This window comes from Achromobacter sp. B7 (assembly GCF_003600685.1).
Lineage (GTDB): Bacteria > Pseudomonadota > Gammaproteobacteria > Burkholderiales > Burkholderiaceae_B > Achromobacter > Achromobacter spanius_B.
The window spans coordinates 3,870,285-3,897,151 of record NZ_CP032084.1; the positions used below are offsets into that span (position 1 = coordinate 3,870,285).

29 protein-coding genes and 1 riboswitch are annotated in these 26,867 nt (G+C 65.0%); of the genes, 9 read left to right on the top strand and 20 right to left on the bottom strand.

What is annotated here, in order from left to right; translation table 11 throughout:
• Nucleotides 1-8 precede the first annotated feature (8 nt).
• Nucleotides 9-99, top strand: a riboswitch (glycine riboswitch).
• Between the two features lie 134 nt (nt 100-233).
• Nucleotides 234-1,481, top strand: a complete 1,248-nt coding sequence (locus tag DVB37_RS17415; protein WP_046805375.1) for a D-amino acid dehydrogenase — start codon at nt 234-236, stop codon at nt 1,479-1,481.
• Here DVB37_RS17415 and DVB37_RS17420 read toward each other — a convergent pair.
• The 4 genes from DVB37_RS17420 to DVB37_RS17435 all read right to left on the bottom strand — a co-directional run bounded on the left by DVB37_RS17420 (nt 1,438) and on the right by DVB37_RS17435 (nt 6,130).
• On the bottom strand, nt 1,438-1,992 hold the full coding sequence (locus DVB37_RS17420; RefSeq protein WP_104144336.1) for a M23 family metallopeptidase: 555 nt from the start codon (nt 1,990-1,992) through the stop codon (nt 1,438-1,440). The genes DVB37_RS17415 and DVB37_RS17420 overlap by 44 nt on opposite strands.
• Before the next feature lie 252 nt (nt 1,993-2,244).
• Complete coding sequence (locus tag DVB37_RS17425; RefSeq protein WP_120157541.1) at nt 2,245-3,462, bottom strand: beta-propeller fold lactonase family protein; 1,218 nt, start codon at nt 3,460-3,462, stop codon at nt 2,245-2,247.
• Nucleotides 3,463-3,490: 28 nt separating this feature from the next.
• Complete coding sequence (locus DVB37_RS17430) at nt 3,491-5,011, bottom strand: FAD-binding oxidoreductase (RefSeq protein WP_120156321.1); 1,521 nt, start codon at nt 5,009-5,011, stop codon at nt 3,491-3,493.
• A gap of 144 nt (nt 5,012-5,155) precedes the next feature.
• Nucleotides 5,156-6,130, bottom strand: a complete 975-nt coding sequence (locus tag DVB37_RS17435) for a GlxA family transcriptional regulator (protein WP_120156322.1) — start codon at nt 6,128-6,130, stop codon at nt 5,156-5,158.
• A gap of 168 nt (nt 6,131-6,298) precedes the next feature.
• Between DVB37_RS17435 and DVB37_RS17440 the strand changes: the two genes are divergently transcribed.
• Nucleotides 6,299-6,655 carry a DUF1428 domain-containing protein gene (locus DVB37_RS17440; protein WP_120156323.1) on the top strand — a complete coding sequence of 119 codons (357 nt, stop codon included), beginning with the start codon at nt 6,299-6,301 and terminating at the stop codon, nt 6,653-6,655.
• Nucleotides 6,656-6,758: 103 nt separating this feature from the next.
• Nucleotides 6,759-7,250, top strand: coding sequence for a VOC family protein (locus tag DVB37_RS17445; protein ID WP_046805381.1), 492 nt, complete (start codon nt 6,759-6,761; stop codon nt 7,248-7,250).
• A gap of 43 nt (nt 7,251-7,293) precedes the next feature.
• Here DVB37_RS17445 and DVB37_RS17450 read toward each other — a convergent pair whose 3' ends face one another.
• Nucleotides 7,294-7,806 carry a DUF1993 family protein gene (locus DVB37_RS17450; RefSeq protein WP_104144332.1) on the bottom strand — a complete coding sequence of 171 codons (513 nt, stop codon included), beginning with the start codon at nt 7,804-7,806 and terminating at the stop codon, nt 7,294-7,296.
• 243 nt (nt 7,807-8,049) lie between these two features.
• On the bottom strand, nt 8,050-9,159 hold the full coding sequence (locus DVB37_RS17455; protein WP_104144331.1) for a PHB depolymerase family esterase: 1,110 nt from the start codon (nt 9,157-9,159) through the stop codon (nt 8,050-8,052).
• Between the two features lie 417 nt (nt 9,160-9,576).
• On the opposite strand from DVB37_RS17455, the gene DVB37_RS17460 reads away from it, so the two are divergent.
• Nucleotides 9,577-10,221 carry a hemolysin III family protein gene (locus tag DVB37_RS17460; RefSeq protein ID WP_120156324.1) on the top strand — a complete coding sequence of 215 codons (645 nt, stop codon included), beginning with the start codon at nt 9,577-9,579 and terminating at the stop codon, nt 10,219-10,221.
• Between the two features lie 18 nt (nt 10,222-10,239).
• Here DVB37_RS17460 and DVB37_RS17465 read toward each other — a convergent pair whose 3' ends face one another.
• Nucleotides 10,240-11,007 carry a helix-turn-helix domain-containing protein gene (locus DVB37_RS17465; RefSeq protein ID WP_120156325.1) on the bottom strand — a complete coding sequence of 256 codons (768 nt, stop codon included), beginning with the start codon at nt 11,005-11,007 and terminating at the stop codon, nt 10,240-10,242.
• A 187-nt stretch (nt 11,008-11,194) separates the two neighbouring features.
• Here DVB37_RS17465 and DVB37_RS17470 point away from each other — a divergent pair, with 187 nt between their 5' ends.
• The 3 genes from DVB37_RS17470 (at nt 11,195) to DVB37_RS17480 (ending at nt 13,517) form a co-directional block, all read left to right on the top strand.
• Nucleotides 11,195-12,010: a sulfite exporter TauE/SafE family protein gene (locus DVB37_RS17470; protein WP_120156326.1), complete on the top strand. Its 816-nt coding sequence runs from the start codon at nt 11,195-11,197 to the stop codon at nt 12,008-12,010.
• A 243-nt stretch (nt 12,011-12,253) separates the two neighbouring features.
• Nucleotides 12,254-12,646, top strand: a complete 393-nt coding sequence (locus DVB37_RS17475; RefSeq protein WP_046805387.1) for a DUF4168 domain-containing protein — start codon at nt 12,254-12,256, stop codon at nt 12,644-12,646.
• Nucleotides 12,647-12,818: 172 nt separating this feature from the next.
• Nucleotides 12,819-13,517 (top strand): glutathione S-transferase family protein, encoded by a 699-nt coding sequence (locus tag DVB37_RS17480; protein ID WP_120157542.1) that lies wholly within the window; start codon nt 12,819-12,821, stop codon nt 13,515-13,517.
• 45 nt (nt 13,518-13,562) lie between these two features.
• On the opposite strand, the gene DVB37_RS17485 is transcribed toward DVB37_RS17480, so the two are convergent.
• The 6 genes from DVB37_RS17485 to DVB37_RS17510 form a co-directional block, all read right to left on the bottom strand.
• A complete protein-coding gene (locus tag DVB37_RS17485) occupies nt 13,563-14,324 on the bottom strand; it encodes an ABC transporter permease (RefSeq protein WP_046805389.1) in 762 nt (253 codons plus the stop codon).
• Entirely contained in the window at nt 14,321-15,244 is a 924-nt protein-coding gene (locus DVB37_RS17490; RefSeq protein WP_046805390.1) for an ABC transporter ATP-binding protein, read from the bottom strand. Before DVB37_RS17490 ends, DVB37_RS17485 begins: the two co-directional genes overlap by 4 nt.
• A gap of 161 nt (nt 15,245-15,405) precedes the next feature.
• Nucleotides 15,406-16,338, bottom strand: coding sequence for a dihydrodipicolinate synthase family protein (locus DVB37_RS17495; RefSeq protein ID WP_120156327.1), 933 nt, complete (start codon nt 16,336-16,338; stop codon nt 15,406-15,408).
• A 6-nt stretch (nt 16,339-16,344) separates the two neighbouring features.
• Entirely contained in the window at nt 16,345-17,517 is a 1,173-nt protein-coding gene (locus DVB37_RS17500) for an L-rhamnonate dehydratase (RefSeq protein ID WP_046805392.1), read from the bottom strand.
• Between the two features lie 13 nt (nt 17,518-17,530).
• Nucleotides 17,531-18,562 (bottom strand): 4-hydroxythreonine-4-phosphate dehydrogenase PdxA, encoded by a 1,032-nt coding sequence (locus DVB37_RS17505; protein ID WP_120157543.1) that lies wholly within the window; start codon nt 18,560-18,562, stop codon nt 17,531-17,533.
• Between the two features lie 49 nt (nt 18,563-18,611).
• A complete protein-coding gene (locus DVB37_RS17510) occupies nt 18,612-19,595 on the bottom strand; it encodes a tripartite tricarboxylate transporter substrate binding protein (RefSeq protein ID WP_104144323.1) in 984 nt (327 codons plus the stop codon).
• A gap of 120 nt (nt 19,596-19,715) precedes the next feature.
• Between DVB37_RS17510 and DVB37_RS17515 the strand changes: the two genes are divergently transcribed.
• Together DVB37_RS17515 and DVB37_RS17520 are read left to right on the top strand one after the other, a co-directional pair.
• Nucleotides 19,716-20,645, top strand: coding sequence for a LysR family transcriptional regulator (locus DVB37_RS17515; protein ID WP_046805395.1), 930 nt, complete (start codon nt 19,716-19,718; stop codon nt 20,643-20,645).
• A gap of 86 nt (nt 20,646-20,731) precedes the next feature.
• Nucleotides 20,732-21,079, top strand: a complete 348-nt coding sequence (locus DVB37_RS17520; RefSeq protein WP_120157544.1) for a zinc ribbon domain-containing protein YjdM — start codon at nt 20,732-20,734, stop codon at nt 21,077-21,079.
• A 53-nt stretch (nt 21,080-21,132) separates the two neighbouring features.
• Here the strand turns inward: DVB37_RS17520 and DVB37_RS17525 are convergent, their stop codons facing one another.
• The 7 genes from DVB37_RS17525 to ccoN all read right to left on the bottom strand — a co-directional run bounded on the left by DVB37_RS17525 (nt 21,133) and on the right by ccoN (nt 26,690).
• A complete protein-coding gene (locus DVB37_RS17525; protein WP_104144321.1) occupies nt 21,133-21,369 on the bottom strand; it encodes a hypothetical protein in 237 nt (78 codons plus the stop codon).
• Between the two features lie 15 nt (nt 21,370-21,384).
• Nucleotides 21,385-21,621 (bottom strand): FixH family protein, encoded by a 237-nt coding sequence (locus tag DVB37_RS17530; protein WP_046805397.1) that lies wholly within the window; start codon nt 21,619-21,621, stop codon nt 21,385-21,387.
• Between the two features lie 29 nt (nt 21,622-21,650).
• Nucleotides 21,651-23,141 carry a cytochrome c oxidase accessory protein CcoG gene (gene ccoG, locus DVB37_RS17535; RefSeq protein WP_120156328.1) on the bottom strand — a complete coding sequence of 497 codons (1,491 nt, stop codon included), beginning with the start codon at nt 23,139-23,141 and terminating at the stop codon, nt 21,651-21,653.
• A 76-nt stretch (nt 23,142-23,217) separates the two neighbouring features.
• Entirely contained in the window at nt 23,218-24,249 is a 1,032-nt protein-coding gene (gene ccoP, locus DVB37_RS17540; protein ID WP_120156329.1) for a cytochrome-c oxidase, cbb3-type subunit III, read from the bottom strand.
• Entirely contained in the window at nt 24,246-24,422 is a 177-nt protein-coding gene (locus DVB37_RS17545; protein WP_104144319.1) for a CcoQ/FixQ family Cbb3-type cytochrome c oxidase assembly chaperone, read from the bottom strand. The genes ccoP and DVB37_RS17545 overlap by 4 nt, the downstream gene beginning before the upstream one ends.
• 2 nt (nt 24,423-24,424) lie before the next feature.
• Nucleotides 24,425-25,183, bottom strand: coding sequence for a cytochrome-c oxidase, cbb3-type subunit II (ccoO, locus tag DVB37_RS17550; protein ID WP_120157545.1), 759 nt, complete (start codon nt 25,181-25,183; stop codon nt 24,425-24,427).
• A gap of 10 nt (nt 25,184-25,193) precedes the next feature.
• Complete coding sequence (ccoN, locus tag DVB37_RS17555; protein ID WP_046805401.1) at nt 25,194-26,690, bottom strand: cytochrome-c oxidase, cbb3-type subunit I; 1,497 nt, start codon at nt 26,688-26,690, stop codon at nt 25,194-25,196.
• Nucleotides 26,691-26,867 lie beyond the last annotated feature (177 nt).

The following is a 26,867-nucleotide window of genomic DNA, read 5'->3' on the forward strand; positions in this document are numbered from 1 at the left end:
CGTCGATTCAAAACCGCGCAGAAGAGACCGGCCCTGGCGGCCGGCGCCGACGGAGCAACCGCCCCGGAAACTCTCAGGCAACAGGACTGCGCGCGTATAGACAATCTGGAGAGAGGCGCCGTGCGCGCCCACCGAAGGGGAACCCGCCGCCCGCGCGGGTGAAACTCTCAGGTACCAAAGACAGATGGGGTGCCGCGTCCACATTGGTCGCGGCCACCTTGTCTGGAGCCACCATGCCCCGCATCGCCATCATTGGCGCCGGTATCACCGGCGTCACGTCCGCCTATGCCCTGTCGAATCTGGGATACGCGGTCACCGTCTACGACCGCCAACGCTATCCCGCCATGGAAACGTCCTATGCCAACGGCGGCCAGCTATCCGCCAGCAACGCCGAAGTCTGGAACAGCACGGCCACGATCATCAAAGGGCTACGCTGGATGCTGCGCAAAAACGCGCCGCTGTTGCTGAACCCCCGCTTCAGCTGGCACAAGTATTCGTGGCTGGCGCAGTTCATGGCGCAAATTCCCAACTACCGCGACAACACCATCGCCACCACGCGCATGGCCATCGAAGCGCGCCGGCATCTATTCGACATGGCCGAGGCGGAAGGCATCGACTTCGATCTGGAGCGCCGGGGCATCCTGCACATCTACCACGACGCCGACAGCTTCAAGGCCGCGCATCGCGCCAACGCGCTGCTGCAAGCCGGCGGCCTGGACCGCTACGCAGTCACCGCCGACGAAGCGCGCGCCATCGAACCCGCCATGCAAACCGGATGCCACGGCGGCTTCTACACGCCATCGGACGCCACCGGCGACATCCACAAGTTCACGCGTGGTCTGGCCCAGGCATGCGAACGCCGTGGCGTCACGTTCGTGCACGATGCCGACATCGACAACATCCAACGCCACGACCGCCCTTACGTGCTGGACATCCGCCGCGACGGCGGCACCCAGCGCGAACGGCACGAAGCGGACGCCATCGTCGTGTGCGCGGGCGCGGCCAGCAGAAAGTTCGCCCGCCTGCTGGGAGATTCCATCAACATCTATCCGGTCAAGGGCTATTCGATCAGCGTGCACCTGGACGACGCCGACAGCCAGGGCGCCGCGCCCCGCGTCAGCCTGCTGGACGAAGCCGCGAAGATCGTCACCAGCCGCCTGGGCGACCGCTTTCGCGTGGCGGGTACGGCGGAATTCAACGGCTTCAACATGGACATCCGTGCCGAACGCGTGCAGCCGCTGATCGACTGGACGCGTAAACACTTCCCCAACATCAACACCACGCGCGTCGTGCCGTGGTGCGGCCTGCGCCCCATGACCCCCAACATGATGCCGCGCGTGGGGCCGGGCAAACGCCCAGGCGTGTTCTACAACACGGGGCACGGACACCTGGGGTGGACGTTGTCAGCCGCGACGGCGCAGGTGCTGGCGCAAAGCGTCAGGGCGGCGTTGCCGGCGCCATCAACAGCGTATAGGGGTTGATCGCGCCGCCGTCGTAGATGCCGTAATGCAAATGCGGCGGCGTTCCTCGCGCGTTGCCGGTGTTGCCGACGTAGCCCAGCACGTCTCCGGGGGCCACCAGCTGCCCCCGTTCAATATCGGCGTAGCCATCCAGGTGCGCGTAGTAATGGCGCTGGCGTCCGGGCCCGAGCACCCACACGACCTGGCCGCCCAGGTTGTTCGTGCCAACCTGCATGACCACGCCTTCCGTGGTGGACAGCACAGGCGTGCCGCGCGCGGCAAAGATGTCGATGCCTTCGTGTTGGCGGCCGCCGGACCGGGCCGCGCCCCATGTGTCGGTCAATCGTCTGGCGGACACGCCCTGTACCGGCACGGGCAAGGATGACGGGGCTTGTTGCCAGGCCAGCCGCGCCATATGCCACGGTGCGCGTGCGGCGTCGGGCAGGCGGGGCCACGCCCACGCAGCAAGCCAGACAAACAAGCCCAGGATGACGAGGCGCCAGAGGAAGCGCAATACAGGATTAACGGTCATGCAAGGTTCGACGGCGGGCTGGCCGAGGGGTTCCCGAGGGACTCCCGAGGGGTTCCCGAGGGGTTCCCGAGGGGTTCCCGAGGGGTTCCCTAGGGGGTTTCCGAGGGGGTGCCCGAGGGGTTCCCTAGGGGGTTTCCGAGGGGGTGCCCGAGGGGGTTTCCGAGTGGCTTCAGAGGAGCTTCAGAGGGGCTTCAAAGGGGTTTCAGAGTGGCCTGTTGCGCCGGCTATCAAGATCGCCCGCGGTTGCCCCGCCTATGCAAACACCAGGCATACCGGTGTTGGCGTCTGCGCTGCCACGTCCATGTCGCTTAGCTGCCCTGTTGCCACATCGATGCGCAGGCGCAGGATGGAGTCGCCCTTTTGGTTCAACGCGTACAGGCTGCCGCCGTCTGGCGCCAGGGTGAGTGCGCGGGGAAAGCGCAGCCCCTCGGTCCAGGTTTGTACGCGGCGTAATGCGCCATCCTTGGCGATGGCGAAGACGGCGATGCTGTCGGCTTGCGGGTGGTCGTTGTCGACGCGGCGGGTAGAGGCGTACAGGAAGCGGCCGGACGGGTGGACAAGCAACGCCGCCGCGTTGCCCGCGCCGGTGAATCCGGGCGGTGTGGCGGGGACCAGGTGGCGCTGCGCCAGCACCCGGCCGGCGTGGGCGTCGTAGCCGAAGCACGCGATTGAGGCGTCAAGTTCGTTCAAGACGTATAACAGCGCGCCATCGGGGTGCAGCGCAAGATGGCGTGGCCCGCTGCCCGCGGGCAGCGTCGTGCGCTCGGACAGCGACAGATTGCCATCCTTGAACGTGAACAGATTGATGCGATCGCTGCCCAGATCGGTGGCCAGGACGCGCTGGCCGGTGGAGTCGAACAGCACCATGTGCGGATGCGCGGATTGCTGTTCGGGGCGCGGCCCCGAGCCGGTTTCCTTGACGATGCCCGACACTTCACCCAACGCGCCGTCGGCCTGGACGGGCAACACGTTATACGTGCCACCCCCGTATTGCGCCGTGACCAGGTAGCGGCCGTCTGGCGATACGGCAAGAAACGCCGGCGCGGTGCTGGATAGCGACAGGGGCTGCCGGTTCAGCAAGCGCAGGCTGCCGTCAGCCGGGTCGATCGCATAGGATTCGGCGGTGCCTCGGGCCAGGCCTTCCCATTGATCGATCTCGTTGATGGCGTAGAGAAAGCGCTGCGTGGGGTGCACGGCCAAGTACGACGGGTTGTCGCTTTCCATCACCTGGATCAGATGCCAGCCGCCCTGCGGACGCAGGGCATAGGCGTGTATGCCGCGCGATGGCGGCCCGCCGGCCGTGCCCCCGGGCGCATCGCGGGTATAGGTGCCCACATAGGCGTAGCGGGGGTCGGCGCGCGCGGTGGCGGCGCCCATGGCCGACAGCCAGGGGCCTGCCGCGCCGGCCGCGGACAAGCTTCCGGCGAACTGGATGAAGGATCGGCGGGGTGCGCTGGATAGGGAATTCATGGCGAAGTCCGGCAAGGCGGGCGGCGCGTCATGACGGGCGCACCGACATCGCGTGGTGAAAAACGTTGTTGGGATCGTAGCGGCGCTTGACCTCTTGCAGGAAAGGATAAAGCCCGCCGTCGCCGTAGTACAACCGTGGCCAGAAGGGGTACGCCAGCATGTCGCTGTCGGGGTAGTTGATGTAGCACCCTTCGTAGCGGTCGCCGGGAAACGGGGTGCCGGCGTGGTCGGGCCGGGATGCCGGGTCGGCATATACGTCGCGATAGAAATCCGCCATCCAGCGTACATGCAGGGCGTCGTGGTCGGCGTGCGTCCAGTACGTTTGGTATTGCAGCTTCATGATCGACGCCCGCTGGTGCACGGCGGTGTCGCGCAGGCGATCCGGCTGGTTGACGGCGCCCCCGTACGAATCCACCTGCAACAGCGATTGGCGCAGGTCGGCGCCGGGGACATCGCGCGTCAGGTGGGCATGGATACGCGCGGCTTCGTGCGCCGTGAAATTGCGCTTCATGTAGGCGGATTTGTATTTGCCGCGCTGATTCGGCCCCGAGCCGTTAAGCGTTTGCGTGGCCACCAGCCAGTCATGGCGAATGACCGTATGCGGTTCGCTGCAAAGCAGGTCGCCGCCCGCGCGCGGACGTGGCAAGCCGGGCGTGGTGGCGCGCGCGGCCACCGGTGCGCAAGGGCGAAAGCGATCCAGGAAATCTTGCAGCACGGTCAGGTCCTGGCAGGTGCCGTCGGGGTTGCAGAACTGCACGATCATGACAATCTGCCCGGCGGAGCGATGCGTCAGTTTCAGCAGCGAGAACATGCCCCAGGTATCGGTGTCGCGGCCGCGCGTGTTCCAGTAGCTGCCGTAGATATCCAGCAACTGCGCAAAGCGCCCGGGCGTCATGCCCGCCCAGTCGAATGCGACGGTGGCGATGGCCACTTCGCGCGGGGCGCGCGGCAAGGCGGCAAAGCCATAGCTGGTGATCACGCCGAAATTGCCGCCACCACCGCCCCGGCATGCGCGGAACAGGTCGGCGTCTTGGGTGGCGCTGGCGGTGCGTGGCACGACATTGCCGTGGGCGTCCACGGTCAGGATGTCGACCGCGCTTAACCAGTCGCACGCCAGCCCTTGCAGGCGCGACAGCAGCCCATACCCGCCGCCGCTGATATGGCCGCCCGCGCCAACCGAGTAGCACGACCCGCCGGGTAGCGACACGCCGTGACGCTTGTAGAGGTCTTGATCGCCATTCCAGTTTTGCGAACCGGCCGCCACACGCAGCAGGCCATCCGAGGACGGCACGCGGTCCAGCAGGCTGAGGTCCAGGATGACGCCGCCGGGATTGTTGGAGACAAAGTCTTCGTAGCAATGGCCGCCGCTGCGTATCGTGGGGCGCTTGCCCTCGGCAACGATACGGCCCAGCGCTGCCGCCGCCTGGGCCGGGGTTTCGCATAGTTCGATGCGCGTGGCCGCATGGCTGGGCCGCGCGGGCCAGCGTAGGTTGAAGCCCTTTTTCAAGGTCTTGTAGCGGGGATCGCCTGGCGTCACGCTGATGCTCATCTTGACTCGCCCTCCTGGCCTGGGGTCAGGCCGCGACGTGTCAAGGATAGGCCGGTGGCGCGCCAATAGCTGTAGTAGAAATCTTATTTTCGGGGGGAGTTCGGCCAGCACTTTTGCCAGTGCCATAGCGAATTCTTCGACGTCCTATTGATAGCGGTCCCGATACCCGACCGGCGACATCCCGCAGTGCTTGCTGAAGATGTCGCGAAACGCCTTCGTGTCGTTGTAGCCCACTTCATACATGACTTCGGCCACGCTTTTGCGCGACGTTTCCAGCCGCTTCTTGGCGGCCTCCACGCGCACGCGTTGCAGGTACTGCACGATGCTGTTGCCGGTCGCCTGACGAAAGCGCCGTTCCAGCGTGCGCCGCCCCATCGCGTGGCGCTCGGCCAGGGATTCAACGGTGATCTTTTCGGTGTAGCAACGTTCGATGTAGCTCTGCACCGCGCGCACGACCTCGTCGGCATGCGCCTTCTGGCCGATGAACACGGCGAACGGCAGCTGGCTCTGGCGGCTCCAGTCCAGCTGGAAGTACTTGGCGCACCAGATGGCGGTATCGCGATCGGTGTACTTTTCGATCAGGTGCAGCACCAGATGCGCGGCGGAAAACGCGCCGCCGCTGGTGTAGACACCGTTTTCGGCCATCACCACGCGATCGCTGATCCAGTGGACATTGGGAAACAGGCTGGCGTACAGATTTTGCGCCACCCAATGCACCACCGCCTGCTGCCCGTCCAACACGCCGCCCGCCGCCAGCAAGGCGGCTCCCATGCACAGGCTGGCCACTTCGCCACCGGCGCGATGGTGGCTTGCCAGCCAATCGATCAGCTCGCGGTTGGACAGCACCACATCGGGCACCGCGCCCAGCAGGGGCGGCGCGATGCAGATATCGATACGCGGCGCATCGGCCAGCACCTGGTCCGCCAGCACCTTGATACGCCCGTCGTCCAGGCTGACCTCGCGCGTCAACGCCAGCGTGCACACGTGGAATTGCGGTTCGCGGCCTTGCGCGACCAGGTAGGCGTTGGCCACCTGGAAGCCGTGGCGCGCCGTTTCCAGGGACGCAATATTGGTGCCCGTCGGCAGCAGGAAAGCGACGTTTTTCATGTCGGTAAGCATACGCCCGAGCGCTGTCGCAATCCACCCGCAAGAATGTCGCAATCCCCTATCTGAAAGCGCCGGCGATCCCGATAAAGTGGCGTCTACCGGCCGCTCGTGCCGGGTGGACGCGGCGTGACCAGCGGGCATGCCGAATCCCACACAACAACAGCAACCGAGGAGTGTGCGATGCAGGAATACATAGATGGTTTTTTGCTGCCGGTGCCCAAGGCGAACGTGCCGGCCTACCAGAAGATGGCGGACCAGGCCAAGGCGGTCTGGCTGGAGCACGGCGCGCTGGATTACCGCGAAGGCGTGGCCGATGACCTGGCCAGCGAAACCTTCCGGTCGTTCAGGGAAGCGGCCAACGCCAAGGACGACGAAACCGTGGTGTTTGCCTGGATCGTGTACGCCAGCAAGGCCGAACGCGACCGGATCAACGCGCTGGTGATGGCCGACCCGCGCCTGGCCAACACGTGCTGCGAAGGCGTGTTCGATTTCAAACGCATGTGCTGGGGCGGATTCAGCACGCTGGTAGCAAAATAAAAACCGTGGGGCGTGTCGATATCGGCGCCGCCCGTTCGTCGTATAGGCAGGGACACGCCTACCGCCTGTCCCGCCAACCCAACACCGATTTTGGAGACGCATCATGGCTACGCCCGCAACCACGCCCATTCCCGCCGGCATGCACACGCTGACCGCGCACATCGTTTGCGAGGGCGCGTCCGACGCCATCGCCTTCTACAAAAAAGCCTTCGGCGCGGAAGAACTGGCGCGCATGCCCGGGCCGGAAGGCAAGGTCATGCACGCCGCCATCCGTATCGGCGATTCGGTGCTGATGCTGATGGACGATTTTCCTCAGTGGGGCAGCCTGGGCCCGAAGGCGCTGAAGGGCTCACCGGTGACGTTGCATCTGTACGTCAAGGACGTGGACGCCTCATTCAAACAGGCGGTGGATGCCGGCGCCACCGTGGCGATGCCGGTGGCCGACATGTTCTGGGGCGACCGCTACGGCCAGGTGATCGATCCGTTCGGCCACCGCTGGTCGATCGCCACGCACCAGTTCGACTACACGCCCGAGGAAATCCAGCAGAACATGGCCAAGATGGGCGAGATGTCAGGCTGCGGCAACGCCGACTGACCCGCCTGACGGCCCCGCGCTTCCTGGCCACGTCAACATCCGCTTACTGCGAATACGGACCCAGGAAGTCCAGCTTGCCGATCTTCACGCCGGCGTGGCGCAGGATGTCGTAAGCGGTCGTCACGTGGAAGTAGAAGTTGGGCAGCGCGAAGGTCAGCAGGTAGGTATCGCCGCGAAATTCCGGCTTGAAGTCGCCAAAGTTGACGACGATCTGCCGGTCTTCGGCGCCTTCCACCTGTTCGGCCGTCACGCTTTGCAGGTAGGCGATGGTGTTGGCGATGCGCTGCTGCAACTCTTCCAGGGTCTTTTCTTCGTCGGCAAACTTGGGCGCCTGCCCTTGCGACAGGCGCTGCGCCGCGAATTTGGCGGCGTCGCTGGCGCGTTGGATCTGACCGGACAGCGGGTACATGTCGGGCGCCAGGCGGGCGTTGACGAGTTCAGCGGGGTCGATGCCGGCGGCCTGGGCATGCGCGGCCGCTTTTTCAAGCAGCGTGGCCAGCACGGTCATGCCGCGGATGAAGACAGGCACGGAAGCCTGATAAACAGAAAGAGTCATGGCAGAAGTTCCAGGTGGGTCCTGGCCGGCGGCTGCGTCAATGCAGCGCCAACCGGGGATGCGGCGATGTTACCGCCGCGACGAGCCATCGCCATGACGCGCCGGGTCGACATATCCATTCCCAATCGGCGAACAATCGGTAGCTGGGTCCACGTCCTGGGTCGGGTCCAAGTCCTGGGTCGGGTCCGGATCTGGGTCGGGAGCTGGCCTGGGTCCGAGTCCGCGTCCGCGCTCACTGCCTGCTCAGGCCCCGGCCCCCGGTTCGCCCGCCCCCACGCGCCGCAGTCCCTGAAAAAACCGCCACACCAACGCCGACGCATCCGGGCCGTTGCGGGCGTGGTACTTCACCGACGGATCGCCGCCGCTCCAGGCGTGTTCCAGCCGCGTGATCTCGCACAGGCGCAGCACCGTCTTGCGTCCCCGCGTAAGGTCCACGCGGCGATAGGCCTTCTCGGACCCCAAACCCAGCACACGCTCGATGGGCATGTCCTCGGGGCGCGGGTGGTTCAAGGCGCGAAACTGCTCGAACAATTGCTTGGCGTTGCGCGGGGCCACCGCCGGGTCCAGCTGGCCGTGCAGGATCAGCGCGGGCATGCCCAGCTCGAACGCAGCGGGGTCCGCCACGTCACGCACCAGCGACGGCAACGGCTTGAGCGAGCCGCGCCGCATGGTGCTGATGCCGGCGGCGGCACTATGGGCGTCGCCCACCACCGGACCGGAATGCATGGCCACGGCAGCGATCAACGACGGGTGCCGCAGCGCCACCAGCGCCGCCATGCCGGCGCCCGCGGACAGGCCGGCCACATACACGCGTTCGGGATCCAGCCCATGCCGCGCCACTTCTGATTCGATCAACGCCGCAATCAGGTCTGCCTCGGCGCCGCCATGGGCGTCATCGGGTTGGAACCAGCGCCAGCAGCGCTGCACCTGGCGCGTCATGGATTGCTGCGGGTACAGCACCATGAAGCCGCCGGCGTCCGCCCATTGGTTCATGCGCGTGCCGCGTGCGAAAGCCAGCGCGGTCTGCCGGCAACCGTGCAGCATCACCACAACCGGCATACGACCCGGCGTGGCCCCGGCCGGGGTGTAACGCGCAAACGTCAGCTGCCGCCCCTTGCCGTCGGAAAATTGACGCGTGCCTTCCCAGCGCCCGTTGCCCAGCGATGGGGTCGCGGGCTGACGGGTCGCGGCAGCGGAAGACGCGGTCTTGGTAGCGGTCTTGGTAGCGCTCTTGCGTGGGGTGGTGGCGCGCTTTCTGGCGGGCTTGGGCGATGCCATGCGCAGCGCCGTGCGCTGTAGCTTGCTGATCTTCTTTGCGGCTTTGAAAAACAGATTGGAAAAACTGCGCGCCATTGGTAGGCCTCGGCCAGTAAACCTGCTTGAACCTTCCCGGCGTAGCCGGGGCCACCTGTCGCCATGGCGCACAGGCCACCAGCGCGACGGCGATGGTCAGATCGGTAAGGATATCCGTTGCGTCTTGCGCGACTGCGCGAGCGCGGGTGCGAGCCCAGAAAAAAGAACGTGGTCGCCTCTGTGGGCGGTAGAACTCAATCAAACGGTGTCGGTAAAACAGCCGCAGGAAATGTATCACAGGGTAACCAGCGTTCCCACCCTTTTGTCCCGAGCGTGGCAGCGCCTATTGCTGAAAATCAAAGCGATGCGGCTTTGCGACCGACTGGACGCCGCCGTGGCGTTGAGCCCGGCACGCAAAGCGCTTAAGGTGATGACCTTGCAACCCCCATCACGTATCACGCATTCACCAGACGCACCATGTTTCCCAACGACAGACCCCAGACCCTGGGCGAAGAAATCGCCAACACCATCAGCCACGGGATCGGCGCGGTAGGCGCTTTGGCCGCCGCGCCCATTTTGATCGTGGCCGCCGTGCGCCAGGGCGACGCGGCCTTCATCGCGGGGGCCGCGGTGTTCGCGGCGTCGATGTGCCTGTTGTACCTGGCGTCCACCATCTATCACGCGCTGCCGCTGTGCCGCGCCAAGCAGATTTTCAACGTCCTGGACCATTCGGCCATCTACCTGCTGATCGCCGGTACGTACACGCCGTTTGCGCTGGGCGCGCTGCGCGGGCCGTGGGGCTGGACGCTGTTCGGCCTGGTCTGGGCCATGGCCTTGCTGGGCGTGGGCCTGAAAGCCAGCAAACGCTTGAACCGGCCGGCGCTGTCCACCGGGCTGTACCTGGCGATGGGCTGGCTGGTGGTCATTGCCATCAAGCCGCTGATCGAAAGCGTGCCCACGGGCGGGCTGGGCTGGTTGGTGGCGGGCGGTCTGGCGTATACCGGCGGCGTCGTGTTCTTCGTGTTCGACAACCGTTGGCGCTACGGCCACTTCATCTGGCATCTATTCGTGCTGGCGGGCACCGTGTGCCACTTCTTCGCCGTGCTCTGGTACGCGGCGTGACGGGCAGGCCACAGGCCGCTACCCGCCGCGCAAGTAGTCCGTGGGCGACTGGCCCAGCACGCGTCGGAACATCGTTGAGAACGCCGCAGGGCTTTGGTAGCCGAAGTCCAGTGCAATGGTGGTGACGGCCCCGCCCGCAGCCAGCCTTGCAAGCGCCAGCACCACGCAGGCGCGTTGGCGCCATTCGGAAAACGTCATGCCCGTTTGGCGGCGGAAATAGCGGCTGAAGGTGCGCGGGCTCATGTGCAGGCGCGCGGCCCATGCGTCGGGCGGCGTGCGCGCATCCGGCGCGGCGATAAAGGCGCGGCACAGCGGCGCCAGCTTCTTGTCGCGAGGCAGCGGAATGTGCAGCGGCAACACCGGCGCACGGTCGATTTCATGCAGCAGCAAGGCCGCCAACGCGCCATCGCGCCCGCCTGACGCATACGCAGCGGGCATGTCCACCGCTTCCAGCAACAGCTGCCGCAGCAGCGGCGATACCTCGATTACCTCGCAGGCCTGGCGCCCTGCCCGCGCGGCATCTGGCTCGATATACGCGCTACGCGTGCTGACCTCCAGCATGCGCACCTGATGCGTCACCCCTGCCGGAATCCACACCGCGCGCTGGGGCGGCACCACCCAGTTGCCATCGCGTGTGGACACCTGCATCACGCCGGTCGCGCCGTACAGCAGTTGCGCGCGGCGGTGCGAATGCGCGGGCAGCACATGGCCGGTCGGATAGTCATTGCCGATGGCAACCACGGCGCGGTCCAGCTGATCGTAGCGGTCGATGTGCGTATTGCGCATGGCGGGAGCGGGGGGTGGGAGCGTGCGGTGGAAGAGAGGGGGCTGGAGTGCGGGGCTGGAGCGCGGGTCGGGAAATGTGCAGCCCGGCACCCGGCTTGGCCGAAACGCAAACATTATTGTCCAAAGCACGAAAGCCGGCCACCACATCCTTTCGTATCGTGACGACTTCCCAACCTGGACCCGTCCGATGCTCTACCTGATACTGGCTTTCTTTGGCTGCGCCAGCGGCGTCACCACCGTGCTGTTCGGCTTTGGCGGCGGCTTTGTCGTGGTGCCGGTGTTGTATGGCGTGTTGACCGCCGCGCATGGCGCGGACGACGCCGTCGGGGCATCGGCCATGCACATTGCCGTGGCCACCTCAACCTGCGTCATGGTCGTCAACGCCATCGCCGCCACGCGCCGCCAGCAGCGCGCGGGCAACCTGGTTCGCGCCTATATCTGGCCTCTGGCGGGGTACATCGCGGTGGGCGCATTGGTGGGCGCGTTGGCGGCCACGCATGCCAGTGGCACGCTGGTGCGCTGGGCCTTCGTGGCTTACCTGGCGGTGACGATTCTGGACTGCCTGCTGCGCCAGGGGTTCCTTGCGCAAGCCGACGGGGCCGACGCGGTGCCGTTGAGCCCAGGCGTGGTGGTGGGCGGCGGCGTGGTGATCGGCATCGTGGCCACGTTCCTGGGCGTGGGCGGCAGCGTGATGACGGTGCCCTTGCTGCGTCGGCGCGGCCTGCCGATGGCCAAGGCGGCGGCCATGGCCAACCCGTTGACGATACCCGTCGCCATCGTTGGCACCGTGGCCTACATGGCGGCGGCGCGCGATCTGCCCGCGCCGCTTGCGCCTTGGATCATCGGCTATGTCGACCTGCTGGCCTTCGCCGTGCTGGCGCTGGGCGCGCTACTGGGCATCCGCCTGGCGGCGCCGCTGATTCCGCGCCTGCCCGACCGCCTGCATGCGCGTGTCTACATCGCGTTGCTGGTGTCGGTGATGCTGGCCATGCTGCTGATGTAACGGCGCCGCGCGCCGCGACGCCAGCACCACCTTCGGCGGAAAACCGGCACACCTGCGGAAACATCGCGGCCAGCAGCGACTACGAAACCACGCAAAACGTTTCCGAACCGCCCCCCCGGCCCCCCTCCTGACAGGCTGCCCGCCATCGTGTCCTGCCGACACAGGAAAACACATCGCGAAACTTGTCCCATGGCGGTTGTGGTCGTCATCATGGTCGGACATTAACCGGAACACGGAGGTTTCATGCAGCGTTCCAAATACGCATTCCTATCCGCCGCCATCTTGTCGACGGCGCTGTCCGGTGCAGCGGCCATGGCGCAAAACGCCAGCCAGCCGCCGGCGCAACCGCAGATGGCCCCCGCCATCACGCAACCCACCGACCAGCAATTGCAGCGCTTCGCATCGGCATCGCAAAAGGTCTCGGGCGTGGTTGACGAATACCGCCCGAAGGTCGACGCCGCCAAGACCGATGACGCCAAGCAGAAGGTCGTGCAAGAAGCCGACGCCAAGATGGTGCAGCTGGTGCGCGCCGACGGCCTGACGGTGGAAGAATTCAACGGGATCGGCCAAGCCGTGCAACAGAATCCGCAGCTCAAGCAGCGGGTGATGAGCATGAGCAAAGGCGCGCCCAAGTAGGGCAACCAAAGCAGGGCAAGGCTGGACCGGGGATTGTCCAGCCTGCGCCACGCGTCCCTTGGGCGCGTGGCGCTTTTCATTGGCGCTTTTCCTTGACGTTTCCCGCACGGGCGCAAAGCAGTATCCTGGCAGCCGGTTTGCATTCGACCCACTCGGCAAGGAGCACGGCATCTTGACCCCGGACATCACCCTGTATGACCTGGCTGGCGCGGACGAGTCGCTGCGCTTCAGCCCGCACTGCTGGAAAACGCACATGGCGCTGGCGCACAAAGGCCTGTCGGCCAAGACCGTGCCCTGGCGTTTCACGGAAAAGGAAGCCATCGATTTTTCCGGCCAGAAGCTGGTGCCCGTGCTGGTGCACGGCGAACACGTGGTCAGCGATTCGTGGCGCATTGCCTGCTATCTGGAAGACACGTTCCCCGAGCGGCCCTCGCTATTTAACGGCGCGGGCGGGCGCGCGGTCAGCCTGTTTGCGAACGCCTGGGCCGACACCACCTTGGTGCCCGTGCTGGCGCGCTTGCTGCTGCCGGCCATCCACGGGCTGATCCACGAGAAAGACAAGGACTATTTCCGCGCCTCGCGCGAAAAGCGCTTTGGCCGTCTGGAAGACCTGCCGGCGGGTTACGACGAGCAGATCGGTGCGCTGCGCGCTGCGCTGCTGCCCTTGCGTCACACCTTGGCCCGGCAAGCTTTTCTGTCGGGCGAGCAGCACGGGTATGCCGACTACGCGGTCTTTGGCATGTTCATGTGGGCGCGCTGCACCAGCACGCTGGAACTGCTGGAGGCCGACGACCCGGTGTATGCCTGGCGCGAGCAGTTGCTGGACGCCTTCGACGGCCTGGCGCGCCGTGCGCCGGCCGTTGCTGGCTGATCGAGCTGATCGGTCGGGGCGGTTGGGACCGTCCCGACCGTTTGATTAGGTCTTCAGGCGATAACCCGTCTTGAAGATCCAGCGCACGCCGATCAGGCAGGCCAGCAGGAACACCAGCGTCATGCCCACGCTGACGCCGACGCTGACGTCCGACACGCCGTAGAACGCCCAGCGAAAGCCGCTGACCAGATAGACCACGGGGTTGAACAGCGTGGCGGTCTGCCAGAACGGCGGCAGCATCTTGATGGAATAGAAGGTGCCGCCCAGGAACGTCAACGGCGTGACGATCATCAGCGGAATGATTTGCAGCTTCTCGAACCCATCGGCCCAGACGCCGATGATGAAGCCGAACAGGCTGAACGTCACCGCCGTCAACACCAGAAAGCCCAGCATCCAGATGGGGTGCGCGATGTCGAACGACACGAACAGGCGCGCCGTGGCCAGCATGATCAGCCCCAGGATGATGGACTTGCTGGCGGCCGCCCCCACATACCCCATGACGATTTCCACGTACGAGATGGGCGCCGAATGGATTTCGTAGATGGTGCCGGAAAAGCGCGGCATATAGATGCCAAAGGACGCGTTGGCGATGCTTTGCGTCAGCAGCGACAGCATGATCATGCCCGGCACGATGAAGGCGCCGTAGCTGACCCCGTCGATCTCGACCATGTGCGAACCGATGGCGGACCCGAACACCACGAAATACAGCGACGTGGAGATCACGGGCGACAGCACGCTTTGCATCAGCGTGCGCCAGGCACGGGCCATTTCAAACAGGTAGATAGCGCGAATGGCGTAGAAGTTCATGATTGACCGTGTACCAGGCTGACAAAGATATCCTCAAGCGAGCTTTCCGATGAATTCAGGTCGGTGAATTCAATCTGAAGCCGGCTCAGGTCCTGCAGCAATTGCGAAATCTGCCCGCCGCCCTGGTTGTCGTAGGTGTAGACCAGTTGATAGCCATCGGCGGACAGGTCCAGCTGATAGGCGTCCAGCGCCGTCGGGATGCCGGGCAGCGGCGCCGTCAACGTCAGCGTCAGTTGGCGCTTGCCCAGCTTGGCCATCAGCGCGTTCTTTTCTTCCACCAGGATGATCTCGCCCTTGCGGATCACGCCGATGCGGTCGGCCATTTCCTGGGCTTCTTCGATGTAGTGCGTGGTCAGGATGATGGTGACGCCGCTTTCACGCAGGCGCCGCACCATTTCCCACATGCCACGGCGCAGCTCGACGTCCACGCCCGCCGTGGGCTCGTCCAGGAACAGGATGGCCGGCTCGTGCGACAAGGCCTTGGCGATCATCACGCGGCGCTTCATGCCGCCGGACAAGGCCATGATGCGGCTGTCCTTCTTGTCCCACAGCGACAGGTCGCGCAACACCTTTTCGATATAGGCCGGGTTGGCCGGCTTGCCGAACAGGCCACGGCTGAAGGTAACCGTGTTCCAGACGCTTTCAAACGCGTCGGTGGAAATTTCCTGGGGCACCAGCCCGATCTTGGAACGCGCGGCGCGAAAGTCCGACACGATGTCATGGCCATCGGCCAGCACCCGTCCATCGGACGGGTTGACGATGCCACAGATGATGCTGATCAGCGTCGTCTTGCCCGCGCCGTTCGGCCCGAGCAAGGCGAAGATCTCGCCGCGCTGGATTTCCAGGTTGACGCCCTTGAGCGCCTGGAATCCCGAGGCGTATCGCTTGGATAAACCTTGAACTGATATAACCGGCTGCACACGAGCCCCCAACGTGATCGATAGCCGGGAATTTTACTCGTTACCCTGGCGCCGCTTGGTCGACGTGGTGGAACGCTGTGTTTGGGCCCCGGCAGCGAGGCCGGGCCGGGGCCGCGCGATGCGCGCACGGGCGACGCAGCCGCCCTTCGAAGACAAGCCTGTTACCGCCCCCAGCGCAACACCAGCGGCTCCAGCCGCCGCGCCGTTTCCAGCAGGCCCTGGCGCACGTCGTCGCGCATCGGCGGAAACGGATGCCGGGGCGCGTCGCAATCGATCACGCCGCCCGCCTTCATCAGCGCCTTGGCCGTCAGGATGCCGCCCTGGCGGTTTTCGTAGTTGATCAGCGGCAGCCAGCGTTCGTACAGCCGGTAGGCCTCGTCGCGCCGGCCGTCGCGGTGCGCCTCGATGATGGGGCGGATGCCGTCGGCAAAGCCGCCGCCCGTCATCGACCCGGTGGCGCCCGCGTCCAGGTCCGGCAGCAACGTGATGGCTTCTTCGCCATCCCAGGGCCCTTCCACCGCTGCGCCGCCCAGCGCAATCAGGTCGCGCAGCTTCGAGGCCGCGCCCGCCGTTTCGATCTTGAAGTACGACACCTGTTCAATTTCGCGCGCCATCCTGGCCAGCAGCGCGGCGGACAGCGGCGTGCCTGCCACCGGGGCATCCTGGATCATGATGGGTATGTCCACCGCGTCCGACACCTGCTGGAAAAACCCTTCGATTTGCGCCTCGGGCACCCGGATCGTGGCGCCGTGATACGGCGGCATGATCATCAACATGGCCGCGCCCTGCTCTTGCGCGCGGCGGCTGCGCGCCGCACACACGCGCGTGCCGAAGTGCGTGGTCGTCACAATCACCGGCACGCGACCGGCCACGTGTTCCAGGATGGTTCGCGTCAGCACTTCCCGTTCATCGTCCGACAACACGAACTGCTCCGAGAAATTGGCCAGGATGCACAGGCCGTCCACGCCGGAATCGATCATGAAATCCACCGCGCGCTTCTGGCTGGGCAGGTCCAGCTCGCCTGATTCCGTGAACGTGGTGGGCACTACCGGGAAGATGCCGCGATAGCGCGGCGCCTGGGATATGGCAGTCATGGCGGCCTACTCGATGATGTTGAAATCGTTGAGGTATTCGGTTTTCAAGGTCAGCCCCAGGCCCGGCTTGTTGTCGTCCAGGTCGATGAAGCCTTCCTTGGCGACGGGCTCGCCGTCGAAGATGTAGTAGAACAGTTCGTTGCCCACTTCCACGTCGAACATCGGAAAGTACTCGCTCATGGGCGAGGCCAGCGTGCTCATCGTCAGGTGATAGTTGTGCATCTGGCCGGCGTGCGGAATGACCGGCACGCTATACGCTTCGCACAGCGCGTTGATCTTGTGCGCCGCCGTGATACCGCCCACGCGGTTGGTGTCGTACTGCACCACCGACACCGCCTTCCGGTCCAGCAATTGCTTGAATCCGTACAGCGAAAATTCGTGTTCGCCGCCCGAGATCGGAATCGAGGTCAGCTGGTTCAATTCGGCGTAGCCGTCGATATCGTCGGCAATGACGGGCTCTTCCAGCCAGCGCGGCTCAAATTTTTCAAGCTTGGGCAGGATGCGCTTGGCGTATTCCAGCGTCCAGCCCATATAGCATTCCAGCATCAGGTCGGTGTCGTAGCCGATGACTTCACGAATGGCTTGGACCGACTTCAGGTTTTCAACCACGCCCTTTTGCAAGTGCGCCGGGCCGTAGCCAAAGCGCATCTTGAACGCGGTAAAGCCCTGGTCCAGATAGGTCTGCGCTTCGTCTTGCATGGCTTTCAGGTCGGTGCGGTACAGCTTGGAGTAATAGACGGGAATCTTCTCCTTGGTACGCCCGCCCAGCAGCTTGAACACGGGCTTGCCCACCGACTTGCCCAGGATGTCCCAGATGGCCAGGTCCACGCCCGAAATCGCCGCCATGGTTACGCCCTTGCGGCCCCACGCATGCGTGGCGCGGTACATGCGCTGCCACAGGAATTCATAGTCCCAGGGGTCCTGCCCCACCACCAGCGGCGCCAGGTACTGGTCGATGATGGCTTTGGCCACGCGCGGCGCCAGCGCCACGTTGCCCAGCCCGACGATGCCGTCGTCCGTTTCCACTTCCACCACCGTCCAGCCATGAAAGCGGAAGGTGCTCATGGTTTCCTCGCGCGAGGGCACCAGGTCCATCGCGTTGGAGCAGAAGTTGCCTTGCGGCGGCACGGTCTTGCCGGTCCATTCGAAAACGCGGGCGCGGACGGATTTGATTTTCATGGTGTGATCCTGTTCAAACAAGGGAAGCTCGGTGCGACGCACCCGTGGACGCACCCATACGGCACGCAATCAGAAACGCCTGCCAGGTAGCGTCCACGTTGGCGCGGCCCTGGCCGGCGATGTCATACGCCGTGCCGTGCGCCGGCGTGGTGATGGGGATGGGCAGGCCGCCCTGCACGGTGACCCCGCGCGAAAAGCCCAGCAGCTTGATCGCGATCTGCCCCTGGTCGTGGTACATCGTGACAATTGCCTGGAACTGGCCCGCCTGCGCCTTCAGGAAAATCGTGTCGGCGGGAAACGGTCCGGCGATGGGCAAGCCTTCCTGGTTCAGCTGCCGCACGGCGGGTTCGATGATGTCGACTTCTTCGCGCCCGCACGTGCCGCCGTCGCCGCCGTGGGGGTTGAACGCCGCGACCGCCACACGCGGCTGGGCGATGCCGTTGGCCTGCAACGACCGGTAGATCAGGCGCGTTGCGGCCTTGATGCGGTCCACGCTTAACGCGGCGGCGGCGTCCTTCAAGGGAATGTGCGACGACACGCGCGACGTCCACAAGTCGCCCAACGTATTGAATTCACAGAAGGTGCCCGTCACGCCCAGGTACTGCGCAAAGTGGTGCAGTTCATCGTCGTGCTTCAAGCCGCCCTGCTTCATGGCGAACTTGTTCAAGGGCGCAAAGCAGATGGCGTCGATATGCCCGTCGCGCGCCGCGTCCATGCAGGCGTTCAGTACGCGCAATACCGACGCGCCGCCCGCCGCACCGGCCTGCCCCACGGTCACCTGGTCGGGGCGCACGGTGTCCATGGCCAGCCACGCGGGCCGGCTTGTGTCGGCGCGGGCCCGCACTGCCGCCATGCTGGTCACCGCTTCGGTGGGCACGTCCACGCCGGCCACGCGCTGGCCTTCGCGCCACAGCCAGGCATCGCCCACCAGCACGATATTGGCGCGTTCGCAGGCCTCGGCTTGCGCCAGCAAGCGCGCGATCAGTTCGGCGCCGATGCCGGCCGGGTCGCCCAGCGTCAAGGCCACCACGGGTTTTTGCGGCATATCCGGTTTTTGCTGCATAGCTATCTTTTGCTGCGCGTGCATACAAGCCTCACTCCACGGAAATGTGGTTCTTTTTGATGATGCCGGCGTAGCGCTGGTTTTCGGCGTTATGGAACTGCGCGAACTGCGCCTGGCTCATCGGGGTGATGTCCGCGCCAATGGCCAACAGCCGCGCCTGCGTCTCGGGCATGGCCAGAATGCGGTTCACGTCGTCGTGAATGCGTGTCTGGATGGCTGCCGGCGTGGCGGTGGGCATGTAGATGCCGTACCAGGCGCTCATTTCGACGCCGGGCACGCCGGCCTCGGCCATCGTCGGCACGTCGGGTAGCTGCGGGTTGCGCCGCGCGCTCAGCACCGCCAGCGCGCGCACCTTGCCGCTCTTGATGTGCGGGATGACCGACGACGCGGTTTCGAAAGCGATCTGCACCTGCCCGCCCATCAGGTCCACCATGGCCGGGCCGCTGCCGCGATACGGAATGTGCGTCATCTGCACGCCGGTGGCATCCTTGAAGAGTTCGGCCGCGATGTGTTGCGTGCTGCCCGAACCACTGCTGGCAAAGTTCAATTCACCCGGACGACGCTTCAGCAGCGCAATCAGCGCCTGCACCGAGTCGGCCGGCACCTGGTTGTTGACCACCAGGATGTTCGGCACCGCGCCCACGAACACCACGGGCGTCAGGTCGCGGTCGTTGTCGTAGGCCAGCTTCAGCAGATGCGGGGCGATGGCGTGGGCGGTGGACACGCCCATCACCATCGTGTGGTTGTCGGCGGACTTGGAGGCCAGATCGGCGGCCAGCGTGTTGGATGCGCCCGGCTTGTTTTCCACGACCACGGTCTGGCCCAGCATCGGCCCCAGCCGGTCGGCCACGGCGCGCGCCATGGCGTCCGTGCCACCGCCGGGTGCGGACCCCACCAGCAGGCGTAGCGGCTTGGTCGGCCAGTCGGCGCGCGGCGTCTGGGCGAACGCGGATGCCGACAGGCACAGGGTGCCCGCGGCCAATGCGGCCGTCGCCGCCAATATGCGGATCTTCATGGTTGTCTCCTTGATGTTTCTTCGCCGCATGGGCTAGTTGTTGTGCAGTCATCTTAGAAACAACGCCTGTTTCCGTAAAATGAAACTTTTGCACCAACCGTTCACCACAGGCGATCAATCATGGAACGCAACTTGAATGTGCCCGCCCTGCTGTCGCGGCTGCGCATGCGCCAGATCGTGCTGCTGCTGGCTATCGACGAACGCGGCACGCTGCGCGCGGCGGCGGCGCAGCTGAACATGACGCAGTCGGCCGCCAGCAAAATGCTGCACGAACTGGAATTGGCGTTGGGGCAGCCCCTGTTTGAACGGGTGGGTCGCGGGCTGGCGCTGACGCCCGCCGGCGTATGCGTGATGGGCTACTTTCGCGGCATGCGCGGCACCATGTCGTCGCTGGCGCGCGAGCTGGATGAATTGCGGCTGGGCAGCGCGGGCAAACTCTTCATCGGCAGCATCATGGCGGCCTCGCCCGGCCACCTGACCGACGCCTTGCTGCGCCTGAAGCAGACCTATCCGCTGCTGGCCGTGGAAATTGCCACGGGCACCAGCGACCTGCTGATCGCGCAGCTGAACGAAGGCAAGCTGGATGTGGTGATCGGCCGCATGCTGACCCTGTCGGACCGCAACTACGTGTTCCGGCCCATCGGCGACGAGGCGCTGTCGGTGATCGCGGCGGTGGACCATCCGCTGGCCGGGCAAAAGCGCCTGGCGTTCGACGCCATGTTGGCGTATCCCTGGATCTTGCAGCCGCACGGCAGCCCGATGCGCGATGTGATCGAACAGGAATTCCGGTCGCACAACGTGGCCACGCCGCCGGGGCTGATCGAGTCCGCGTCCATTTTGACCACCACCAACCTGGCGATGAAGTCGCACATGCTGGGGGTGATTCCCGAATCGGTGGCCAGCCGGTATGCGGCGCACGGGCTGCTGGCCATCCTGCCCTACCAGATACGCCAGTCGCTGACCGAGTTCGGCAGCATCGTCCCGCGCGACCGCCCATTAAGCGCGGCGGGCCAGCATTTTGTGGACCTGCTGCACGATATTCAACGATGATGCGCGCGCGTTAGGCGAATTTTGCGTATCAGGGGAAGTACAATCGCCGATTGCGCCCCGCGCGCGTTTTATCCGAGGTTTTCCCCGTGAGTGCCCTGCCCGCCTGTCCGAAATGCCAATCCGAATACACCTACGAAGACGGCGGCAACTACGTCTGCCCGGAGTGCGCGCATGAATGGTCCATCGCGGCCGGCGATGACACCGCAGCCACCGAGGACGCCCGCGTCTACCGCGATTCGGCCGGCAACGTGCTGCAGGACGGCGACACCATCACCGTCATCAAGGACTTGAAGCTCAAGGGCTCGGGCGGCGTGGTCAAGATGGGCACGAAGGTCAAGGGCATCCGCCTGGTCGACAGCGACCACGACATCGAGTGCAAGATCGACGGCTTTGGCCAGATGAGCCTGAAGTCGGAATTCGTGAAGAAGGTCTAGCGTCCGGTTGCGCCTGTCGCACTGCCCCGCGCACGGCGCGGGGCAGCGTTCTATCAAAGGTCTTCGTCTTCAACCGCCTTGGGCATCAGGTAGGCGGTCAGCAGGCTGGACAGCCCCGCCATCACCCACAGCACGAAGAACGACACCGTGTAAAAGCCCACGCGCCCGGTGGGCACGTGCCCGAAGATGGCCACATCCAGCGGGTCGATCAGCGCGAAGATCAACGCGCTGCCCATCGCCGCCGCCAAGAACGACGGCCACAAAATCCACATCAATGAACGCAGGCCCATCTGTGCTCTCCCTGGTTAAGGGTTGGCTTGCGCGGCGCGTGCGCCCTCGCTTGCCCGGGGTGCGACCTGTTCGATCACCAGGCCGCGCTTGACCACGCCGTCCTGGATCGGCTCGTGGGTGAAGTTGCTGTAGGCGAAGTAGATCGTGATGAAGCATCCGATCATGGCCGCGAAGGGGCCGGCCATCAGGATCCACGGCCAGGGCTCGCGGTACCAGGGCTTGGGCGTGGGCAGGGATGAGGCGGTTGTCATGGAAAGTCCTTGAAGCGGGCGAAGCGGGCTTAATCGGGTACGTAGAAACTGGCGGCTTCGTCGGTCTGGATGGACCGGTTTTCGCCGTCGTGGCCGCGCGCGCGCAGCGTGATGGGATGGGCGCCCGGCTCCACGCCGGCAGGCGCGCGGATCACCATGGGCACCAGCTTGTTGGCGGCCGGCTCCACGTCAACCATGTCGGACCCTTGGCGCCCGGCCATCACTTGCAGGCCCGGCATGCCGTCCGCCGACAGGCGCAACCGCATGGCGGTGTCCGACGTGTTGATGATTTGCAGGCGGTAGACGTTTTCGATCTGCCCGCCGGCCACTTCGCGGCCCAAGGCGCCCCGGTCACGGATGACGTCGACCCGCAAGGGGTTGCGCATGGCCAGCGACGCCACAAAGGCCACGGCCAGTATCAGGATCAGCGTGCCGTAGATCAGCACGCGCGGGCGCAGCAGATGCGAGCGCGCGCTTTTGGCGCTCAGGCCATCCTGCATGGCGCGGTCGGAGGTGTAGCGAATCAGGCCGGGTTCGTACTGCATCTTGTCCATGACCTGCTCGCAGGCGTCGATACAGGCGCCGCAGCCGATGCACATGTATTGCAGGCCGTCGCGGATGTCGATGCCGGTGGGGCACACTTGCACGCACAGGCTGCAATCGACACAGTCGCCCAGGCCGGCCGCCTTGTGATCCACTTTGCGCGAGCGCCCGCCGCGCGGGTCGCCCCGGCGCTTGTCATACGTAACCACAAAGGTGTCCGGGTCCACCATGACGCTTTGGAAGCGGGCATAGGGGCACATGTACTTGCACACGGATTCGCGCATGAAGCCGGCGTTGCCCCAGGTGGCAAAGCCATAGAACAACATCCAGAACCATTGCCACGGGCCGAGTTGCAGCGTGAACAATTCGTGGCCCAGTTCGCGGATCGGCGCGAAATAGCCGATGAAGGTCGACCCCGTCCACCAGGCCAGCGCAATCCACAGCACATGCTTGGTGATCTTTACGCGCGCCTTGTGCAGGCTCCAGGGTGCTTCGTCCAGACGGATGCGGGCGATGCGGTCGCCTTCGACCTTGCGCTCGATCCACATGAAGATTTCGGTGTAGACGGTTTGCGGACAGGCGTAGCCGCAGAACAGTCGGCCGGCGACGGCGGTGAACAGGAACAGCGCCAGCGCCGAGATGACCAGCAGCACGGCCAGGTACACCACGTCTTGCGGCCACAGCACCAGGCCGAACAGATAGAACTTGCGCGCGCCCAGGTCGAACAGCACGGCTTGGCGGCCGTTCCATTGCAGCCAGGGCAAGCCGTAGAAGATCAGCTGCGTGATGAAGACAAACGCGATGCGCCAGCGGGCAAAGTTGCCGCTGACGGATCGCGGATAGATCTTGCTGCGCACGCCGGCCAGCGTCTGCTCCAGGGTTTCGGCCCCGGGACGAGGCGGACGTGTGTGCGGGCGCCAGGGCGGCGGGTCGCCGCCAGGCTGCGTGCCGACGCTTGCGGTTGACCCTTCATCCATATGCTGCTCCGTACTGTAAGTCCATTGATGTGAAGGGCCGCCGGGGCGTCCCTTCACCTATGCGCCGCCGGCCGCGTTACTTGACCGCCGTGGTGCCGCCGACCGCGGCGGTACCGACCGCCGCGGTGCCGACCGCCGCGGTACCGACCGCCGCGGTATCGACCGCCGCGGTGCCGACCGCCGCCTGCCCGCCCGCTTCCGGCTTGTTCGACAAGCCCCATACCCACGCCGTCAACACCTTGATCTGCTCGGGATTCAGGATGTGTTCGTGCGCCGGCATGCGGTTGTCGCGACCGTCCAGGATGGTCTTGACGATGGAGGCTTCCGACGAGCCATACAGCCACACGTCGTCCGTCAGGTTGGGCGCGCCCACCAGCTGGTTGCCCTTGCCGTCCACACCGTGACAGGCGACGCAGAAGTTGCCGAACTCGCGCTTGCCACGAAACACGCGCACCGGGTCCGCCGTTAGCCCCGACAAGGACCGCACATACTGCGCGATGTCGCCGGCCGTCTTGGCATCGATGGCGGCCTTCCACGGCGGCATCACGCCATGGCGCCCTTCCTTGATGGTCTTCATGATGGTTTCGGGCGAACCGCCGTGCAGCCAGTCACCATCGGTCAGGTTGGGAAAGCTGGGGCCGCCCTTGGCGTCCGAGCCATGGCACTGCGCGCAGTTGTTCAGGAACAGGCGCTGGCCGATTTCACGGGCGCCCGTGTCCTGCGCGATCTGCGGCACGGTCATCGTTTCAAAACGCGCGTAGATGGGGCGCACGGCCTCGGCCATCTTGGCCTGCTGCCGCGCCACTTCCTCGGTGCTGCTGTAGCCCAGCTGGCCCTTGTACGAACCCAGGCCGGGCATGAAGAACAGATAGCCCAGCGCGAACAGGCACGCCAGCAGGTACATCCACGTCCACCACGTGGGAACAGGATTGTTCAGTTCGGTCAGGTCGCCGTCCCAGACGTGGCCGGTGTCTTCCACCTGCCCGGCGGCCGGCTTGGCGCCCAGCCAGCGGCGCTGCGTATACAGCAGCCACACGCACCAGACCACGCCGCCCACGGCAACGACCGAAATGAAAATGCCCCAGAAGCCATTGACGAAATCGCTCATGACCGATTCGCTCCATCTTGTTGTGCCTGTCCGAATTCATCGGGCAGTGCGAACGGCAACATGGCCGATTCGCGATTGGCGCTCTGGCGCCCGCGCGAGCAGGCCCACCAGACGATGCCGAAAAAGGTCGCCATGGAAATGGCGGTAATGAATGCGCTCAGGATGCCCAGCATGATCAGCCTCCCGAAGCCGCCGGCACGGCGGCTTGTGCAGCGGGTTGTGCAACGGGTTGTGCAACGGGTTGTGCAGCCGATTGCGCGGCGGCCTTCTTCGCCGCTTCGGCCGCCCGGGCCTCTTCGGCCTGCTTGGCGCGGCGCACGCCCACGCCCAGGCTTTGCAGGTAATCGACCAGCGCGTCTTCTTCCGTCTTGCCCTCGATGGCCTTGGGCGCGCCGGCGATCTGCTCGTCCGTGTAAGGCACGCCCAGCTTGCGCAGGGCAAGCATGCGTTCGGATACGTTCTGACCGGTGATCACCGTCTTTTGCAACCACGGATACGCGGGCATGTTCGATTCGGGCACCACCTTGCGCGGGTCGCGCAAGTGGATGCGGTGCCAGTCGTCGGAATAGCGTTCGCCCACGCGCGCCAGGTCGGGCCCGGTGCGCTTGGAACCCCACAGGAACGGATGATCGAAGACCGATTCGGCGGCCGTCGAATACGAACCGTAGCGCTGCACCTCGGCGGCCAGCACGCGCACCTGTTGCGAGTGGCAGCCCACGCAGCCTTCACGGATGTACACGTCGCGGCCCATCAGCCGCAGCGGGCTGTAGGGCTCGACGCCCGCCACCGGCTGCGTCGTGCTGTGCTGAAAGAACAGCGGAATGATCTGCACCAGGCCCGCGAAGGACACCACCAGGATGCTGGCGATGATCATCCAGCCGATGTTCTTCTCAAGCGTCTGGTGAGAAAAGAAGCCAGTTTTTTTGTTGGCCATGATGTCCTCGTCAAACAGTGGCGGGCACGGCGGGCGCGGCGGGTGCGGCGACCGACGGGCGAGCGGCATGGGGATCGTCAAGCGGAATGGCGGGGTTGACCGGCTGCGCGCCGCGCACCGTCTTCCACACGTTCCAGGCCATCACGAACACGCCCGACAGGAACAAGGTGCCACCCAGCAAGCGGATCAGGTAGTACGGAACCCGGGTCTTCAGTTCTTCGACAAAGCTGTAGACCAGCGTGCCGTCGGAGGCCGTGTCGCGCCACATCAGGCCCTGCTGCACCCCGGCAATCCACATCGCGGCGATGTACAGCACCACGCCGATGGTGGCGATCCAGAAGTGCAGTTCAATGGCCTTCACGCTGTACATCTTTTCGCGGCCATACAGGCGCGGGATCAGGTAGTAGAGCGAGCCGAAGGAAATCATCGCGACCCAGCCCAGCGCGCCGGAGTGCACGTGGCCGATGGTCCAGTCCGTGTAGTGCGACAGCGCGTTGACGGTGCGGATCGACATCATCGACCCTTCGAACGTGGACATGCCGTAGAACGACAGCGCGGTGACCATGAACTTCAGGATCGGGTCGGTGCGCAGCTTGTACCAGGCGCCTTGCAGCGTCATGATGCCGTTGATCATCCCGCCCCAGGACGGCGCCAGCAGGATCAGCGAAAACGTCATGCCCAGCGATTGCGTCCAGTCAGGCAGCGACGTGTACAGCAAGTGGTGCGGACCCGCCCACATGTACGTGAAGGCCAGCGCCCAGAAGTGGACGATGGACAGGCGGTAGGAATAGATGGGGCGGCCGGCCTGCTTGGGCACGAAGTAATACATCATGCCCAGGAAGCTGGTGGTCAGGAAAAAGCCCACCGCGTTATGGCCGTACCACCACTGCACCATGGCGTCCTGCACGCCGGCGTACGCCGAGTACGACTTCCACATCGACACCGGCATTTCGATGTTGTTGAAGATGTGCAGGATGGCGATGGTCAGGATGTACGAGCCGAAGAACCAGTTGGCCACGTAGATGTGCTTGGACCGGCGCTTGATGATGGTGCCGAAGAACACGATGGCGTAGGCGACCCAGACCAAGGTGATCAGGATGTCGATGGGCCATTCCAGTTCGGCGTATTCCTTGCTGCTGGTAAAGCCCATGGGCAAGGTGATCGCGGCGGCGACGATGACGATCTGCCAGCCCCAGAACGTGAAGGCGGCCAGCTTGTCGCAGAACAAGCGCGCCTGACAGGTGCGCTGGACAACGTAGTACGACGTCGTGAACAGAGCGCTGCCGCCAAAGGCGAAGATCACCGCGTTGGTGTGCAGCGGGCGCAGGCGGCCGTAGCTGAGCCATGCGGTGTCGAAATTCAACTGCGGCCAAATCAGCTGCGCGGCGATAAATACGCCCACAGCCATGCCGACTATTCCCCACACCACCGTCATGAGCGCGAACTGCCTCACGATCTTGTAGTTGAAGGTATCGGCCTTGCTTGCGATTGCGGGGCAATCGTTCATCACCCTTCCCCTAAAGTAACAAATAGCTCCAGGCTTGAATGATGGGACTAGGCACACAAGTCGACGTTGATATGGATCAAGCGCACAACGGCCAGGCAGGGAACGCGGCAATGCCGCAACGGACTCACGCGCGCGCGGGCGCCCAGGCGCCGGGGAACCGGGGTGTCGGAAATGGGT